This window comes from Intestinibacter sp., assembly GCF_034113885.1.
In the GTDB taxonomy this organism is placed as follows: domain Bacteria; phylum Bacillota; class Clostridia; order Peptostreptococcales; family Peptostreptococcaceae; genus Intestinibacter.
Genome location: NZ_JAXEWM010000091.1, coordinates 1 through 6,120, shown reverse-complemented (window position 1 = coordinate 6,120; position 6,120 = coordinate 1). Strand labels below are relative to the sequence as shown.

Sequence of the window (6,120 nt, the reverse complement as noted above, 5' to 3'; positions counted from 1 at the left end):
GAGAAAGATTTGATATTCAGCTCAAGGGTTCAGGCAGAACTCCTTATTCTAGAAACGGAGACGGTCGCGCTGTTTTAGGTCCTATGCTACGAGAATATATAGTAAGCGAGGCGATGCACGCACTTAAAATTCCAACTACTCGAAGTCTGTCAGTTGTATCTACTGGAGAAGATGTATATAGAGAAAAAATAGAACAGGGTGCTATACTAACTAGAGTTGCTTCTAGCCATATTAGATTTGGAACCTTTGAGTACGCATCATATATGCTAGGTCCTGATAAATTAAAAGCTCTAGCAGATTATACTATAAAGAGACATTTTCCATTTATAGAAAACAGCGAAAATAAATACATTGATTTTATCAATGAAGTTATGAGACGCCAAATTAAACTCGTAGCTAAATGGCAAAGTGTAGGGTTTATACACGGTGTTTTAAATACTGACAATATGAGTATATGTGGAGAAACTATCGACTATGGACCTTGCGCTTTTATGGATGTCTATGATCCTGACACTGTTTTTAGTTCTATAGATACTTACGGTAGATATTCCTATAAAAATCAATCCTTCATTATAAATTGGAATTTATGTAGGTTAGCAGAGGCTCTACTTCCATTAATCGATAATGATGAAAATAAGGCTATTGAGATTATGCAAAATAATTTAGATAAATTTACAGAATTATTTACTTCAGAGATAATTTCTAATATGTCCTCTAAAATAGGTATATTTTCACCTACAGAAGATGATATATCGCTATTAAATGAATTACTGTCTATGATGAAAAAATACAAACAGGATTTTACAAATACATTTATAGCTCTGACTTTTGGAGATTTTCCTAAAAATGAAATGTTCTCAAGTGATGAGTTCGTGAATTGGCACAAAAAATGGCAGGCTAGAATTATCTCTCATGGAAAATCAAAAGACGAAATATTCAACTTAATGAAAAATTCTAATCCAGCAGTTATACCTAGAAATCATAGAGTTGAAGAGGCTCTATCTGCTGCAGAAAAAGGAGATTTTTCTGTAATGAATAATCTTTTAAAGGCTCTATCTAATCCATATGAGCATTCAGAGTTTCAAAAAGAATATGCAAAGATACCTACTTCATCCCAATGTGTATATAAAACATACTGTGGAACTTAATCTATTATCTAGAAGACGTTATATAATATAACGTCTTCTATTTTATAAAATCATTTGTATTGTTTATTTTCCATATTTTTTCTTTTGTTTTTTATTTCTTTATTTTCCATAATATTTTATATATAATTTATGATATATTTCTGTTATAATATTGATTACAATATTTAGAATGTTAAGGAGGTCACAATGATAAATAATTTACAACAAGCAGAAAATTGCCTTCTTTGCAAAAAACCTAGATGTCAAAAAAACTGTCCTATAAATACACCAATTCCTCAAATAATCCAACTTTACAAAAACGGAGAAATAGAAAAAGCTGGAGAAATACTATTCGACAACAATCCACTATCAGCGATTTGTGCAATAGTATGCCCACATGAAAAACAATGTAGAGGAAACTGTATTAGGGGAATAAAAAAGGAACCAGTTTACTTTCATTCTATAGAAGAGGAAATTTCAAAAAAATATTTACAAAATACAAAATTTACAAAGCCTAAAAGCAACGGAATCAAAGTCGCTATAGTAGGTTCAGGTCCAGCTGGTCTTACAGTTGCATTTGAGCTTGCGAAGAAGGGGTACGATGTTACTATATTTGAAAAAAATGAAAAAATTGGGGGAGTTTTAACTTACGGTATACCTGACTTTAGATTACCTGCAGAATTAATAGATTTATTAGTTCAACGTCTTTTAGATTTTGGGGTTAAGATAAAAATAAATTCAATAGTCGGACCTGTAATAACTTTAAACAAATTATTTAAGGATGGATATAAATCAATATTCATAGGTACAGGTGTATGGAATCCTAAGAGATTAGATATAAAGGGAGAAACATTTGGTCACTCACATTACGCTATAGACTACTTAAAAAGCCCTCAATACTACTCTTTAGGCAAAAAAGTCGTAGTCATAGGTGCCGGTAATGTGGCAATGGATGCCGCTAGAACTGCTAAAAAATACGGTTCTGAAGAAGTTTACGTAATTTACAGACGCGATTTTGAAGACATGACAGCTACTAAACACGAAATTCACGAGGCCCAGCAAGAAGGAATATTATTTAAAACATTTGAAGCTCCAGTTGAAATAGTAGACGAAGGAATAATACTTGCTCGTACTGAAAAAATAGAAGTAGACGGAAAAATCACTCTAGCTACTGTACCTAATAGTGAATATCTATTCGAATGTGACTCTATACTTATAGCAGTAAGTCAAGTACCTAGAAATACTATAGTTGTAAACAACAAAGGTGTTGATATTACTAAACGTGGTCATATTGAAACTGACGAAAAAGGTCTCACTACAAGAGAAGGTGTATTTGCCTGTGGAGATGTAGTATTAGGAGCTAGTACAGTTATCCAAGCTGTAAATGCAGCTAAAATAGTTAGCAACTCTATGGACGAGTATTTACAAAATCTATCTGAAAAAGAAGAAATTGTAATTTAATAAAATATATTTTCACTCAAATAAAAACAGTATTGATCAATCTTTGTTTAGATAATCAATACTGTTTTTTATTTATTGTTTCATGTAGAACATTTTCCTAATTTAAAATTTAATTATTCTTCACCATTGACCTTTATTTCAGTCCATGCATCGTCATACATTTGCTTAGTTTTTAAATCAAAATCCTTATATATTTCACATCTATCCATAATTTCTTTAGTCATATAAGCATTTGGATTATTTTGAACATCCTCTGGTTGTTCTAATCTAGCTTCCTTATTTGGAGTTGTATATCCGATTTCATCAGCTATTCTCAATGCACTTTCCTTGTCACTTACAAAATTTATGAATTTTTCTGCTCCCTCTACATTTTGAGCATTTGATGTTATACATAAACTGTCAATCCAGAAATTTGCACCTTCCTTTGGCACAATATAAACTAAGTTTGGATTTTCTTCTTGAAGATTTAAACCTTCTCCAGACCAAATCATATTTATGTTAGTTTCTCCAGCTGGTATCATAGTTGTTCCATTGTCTACACCATATATTGGATTTACTGTTTTTCTTTGTTCTATTAATAATTCTTTAGCTTCTTCTATTTCATCTGGATCTGTTGAATTTAGAGAATAACCTAATTTCTTCAACGCTGCACCTATAGTATCTCTATATGTGTCAAACATAAATATTTGATCTTTATATTCTTCATCCCATAATATATCCCAGCTATCTACTTCTTCTTTTACTACATCCTTATTGTAAACAATACCCACAGTTCCAAACATATACGGAACTGAATATTTATTACCTGGATCTATATCTAAATCTAAATATTGCTCATCCATTTGAGATATATTTGGTATATTATCCTTATTTAATTCTTGTATAAGCTCTTCTTTAATCATTCTTGGCATTAAAGCATCTGATACTAGAACTACATCGTATTTTCCTGCACCACTCTTTATTTTTTGATACATCGCTTCCATATCGTCAAATGTTTCCATGTTTACTTTTATATCGTATTTTTCTTCAAACTCTTTTAGAGTTTCATCGTCTATATTTTCACCGTAGTTATAAAAGTTTATTTGTTGTTTTTCCTTTTTACTACATCCTGTAAATAACGCTCCGGTCATCATTATACATAGGAATATAGCTAGTATTTTTGATAATTTCTTCATGCTACTCCTCCCCTCAAGCTTTAAATTAGTTAGAATATTACACTTTATATCATCAATAATATACAATATTTTATACTAATTTGTCTATAAATTATCTTTTTAATTACATACGAATTAGAATTAAAGTAATTGGACTTGATATAGAAATTAAAAGCAAAGAAAAAAGCACTCCATCCCAATAGTGCTTATTTCTTAACTTCTCTTATTTAAAACCGATAGCCCTAAAGCAAAATAAATGCTCTAAGGATGCTTAGTGTTGACGCACTAAGCATTTTTATTTATATGTTTATTATATCAAAATTTAATATAAAATAAAATATAAATTACTTAAATTATATAAAACTTTAATATTATTCTACTAATACTATTTTTATACTGTTACGATGAACACCCAATATAGAAATAAACTTACTTTTGTACCATATTATAGCATCTATTACTTCTTGAGTTATTTCTTCTCCTGGAAGAACTATAGGAATTCCCGGCGGATATGGTACTATAAAATCTTTAGAAATCTCTCCAATTGCTTCAAATAAATCAACTTCTCTATATTTAGCATTATGTACTTCAAAAGGCTCTAGTATTTTTTTTCTAGTGAGTTTTATATATTCTAAATTTTTTTCTTCCTCTCTAAGTTTTTTCATATCGAGCAACATTATAGCTCTATATAATTTTTCAAAATCATCTACTGTATTAAATGGTGATAATATCAATACAACGCCTCTTGAGAAACTCATTTCGCTTTGTATTTTATTTTCTAAAAGGTAATCTAAAAGCTTATTTCCGCTATATCCTGATGGTAAAGTCATTATATATCTACTTTCATCTAACTCATAACTTTTTTTTGAACTATTTAAATCATTCTGACTTAGTACTTTCACTTTATTTAAAGAATTTATCTTTTTTTTGTAGCTTTGAGCCAAATCAATAAGCTTACTATAATCTTGTTCTGCATAATTTTCTAAATAATGTCTTGCATAATCTAATGATGACATAATAAGATATGAAGGCGAAGTTGTATTAAAGGCACTTATGAAAAATTCTACATTACTGCTAGGATCATTCACAAGCAAATATGCACCTTGAGTCAAAGCTGGCAAAGTCTTATGAGCACTCGTTACGGTGTAATCAGCCAATTCAACTATACTTTTGGGAAGCTTTTGGTTAAATCCATAATGAGCTCCATGAGCTGCATCTACAACTATCTTTAGTCCCTTTGATTTTAATTTTTTCAATATATCGTCCAAATTACACGAAACTCCATAATAATTTGGTGAAGTTAATATTATTCCCTTAGGATTTTCTGCTTTGCCGAGAGCTTTCTCTATATCTATCTCATTACAAGGAAGAATAATTCCATTTTCTAAATCAAAGTCAGATTCTATATACACCACTTTTAATTTTCTCAAAATAAGTGCATTATATATAGATTTGTGACAGTTTCTTTCAACTAGCACTTCATCGCCTTCATTAAATGCTGAAAAAATACTAGCTAAATTTCCAGAACTACTTCCATTAACAAGAAAATATCCCCTGTCTGCCTTGTACAAATCAGCCAAAAGATCCTGTGCCTCCTTTATAACTCCTTCTGCATGATGAAAGTTATCTAGATTTCCTACTTCTGTTATATCTAAATAACCCATTTTATTTAAAAATTCTCTTCCTATATCGTCTTTTAAAAATCCAATACCACATTTATTTCCAGGCATTGATAATATTAATTTTTTTTCTTTGTGGTATTTTAACAATTCTTCTAATAATGGTAATTTATTATTCATATTATTTCTCCAAATTTTTTTAAAATAAATCCTATATCGTAATAATTATTTACTTATAACTTGTATACTCATATTTTCTAAAACTTTAACTGCTGTATCTATAATAAAATCTACTGATAACTTCTCCATATCTTTACTCTCATCTAAATATAGCCTATAATCTCCAAACATCGTATCATATGTGGCTAATTCTTTGGCTAGTCTGACACTTTGTTCTTCTGCAAATAATTTTTTTAGCCTAAAGCTTTTTGCTAACAATCTTATATCCTCGTCTGTTATTGTATTTTTTAGATTTTTGACATCCTCAATAATTTCCTTGATTATATCAATTGATTTTTGGACATTATCGTGTGATGTACTATATGTAATTTTATAAATGTTTATAAATTCTTCATGGCAGACTCTTGTCAATATATCGTACACAAGTCCATGCTTTGTTCTTAGAGTATCAAAAAGAATTGAATTTACACCTTCTCCAAAATACTGATTAAATATCCTCAATGCTTTGATTTCTAAATTGTCTAATTGATGTATTGGAAATATAATTTGAACTTTTGAACTATTTATTCCTTTTCTATG

The 6,120-nt window shown here is 29.7% G+C and carries 5 protein-coding genes; 2 read left to right on the top strand and 3 right to left on the bottom strand.

What is annotated here, in order from left to right:
- A partial coding sequence (locus tag SPD90_RS05295; RefSeq protein ID WP_320924536.1) for a protein adenylyltransferase SelO occupies positions 1 to 1,148 on the top strand: 1,148 nt, incomplete at its 5' end.
- 186 nt (positions 1,149 to 1,334) lie between these two features.
- The gene (locus SPD90_RS05290) at positions 1,335 to 2,588 is read left to right on the top strand and encodes an NAD(P)-dependent oxidoreductase (protein ID WP_320924535.1); all 1,254 of its coding nucleotides are present in this window, start codon (positions 1,335 to 1,337) and stop codon (positions 2,586 to 2,588) included.
- Positions 2,589 to 2,701: 113 nt separating this feature from the next.
- Here the strand turns inward: SPD90_RS05290 and SPD90_RS05285 are convergent, their stop codons facing one another.
- The 3 genes from SPD90_RS05285 to SPD90_RS05275 form a co-directional block, all read right to left on the bottom strand.
- Positions 2,702 to 3,763 carry an ABC transporter substrate-binding protein gene (locus tag SPD90_RS05285; protein ID WP_320924534.1) on the bottom strand — a complete coding sequence of 354 codons (1,062 nt, stop codon included), beginning with the start codon at positions 3,761 to 3,763 and terminating at the stop codon, positions 2,702 to 2,704.
- A 350-nt stretch (positions 3,764 to 4,113) separates the two neighbouring features.
- A complete protein-coding gene (locus tag SPD90_RS05280; protein ID WP_320924533.1) occupies positions 4,114 to 5,541 on the bottom strand; it encodes an aminotransferase class I/II-fold pyridoxal phosphate-dependent enzyme in 1,428 nt (475 codons plus the stop codon).
- A gap of 45 nt (positions 5,542 to 5,586) precedes the next feature.
- Positions 5,587 to 6,120: insulinase family protein (locus SPD90_RS05275; protein WP_320924532.1), on the bottom strand; the 534-nt coding region annotated here is incomplete at its 5' end.

Excerpts from the sequence above, each read along its gene's own strand:
- SPD90_RS05280 (WP_320924533.1), bottom strand. The coding sequence starts at position 5,541 with ATGAATAATAAATTACCATTATTAGAAGAATTGTTAAAATACCACAAA.
- SPD90_RS05285 (WP_320924534.1), bottom strand. The coding sequence starts at position 3,763 with ATGAAGAAATTATCAAAAATACTAGCTATATTCCTATGTATAATGATG.
- SPD90_RS05290 (WP_320924535.1), top strand. The coding sequence starts at position 1,335 with ATGATAAATAATTTACAACAAGCAGAAAATTGCCTTCTTTGCAAAAAA.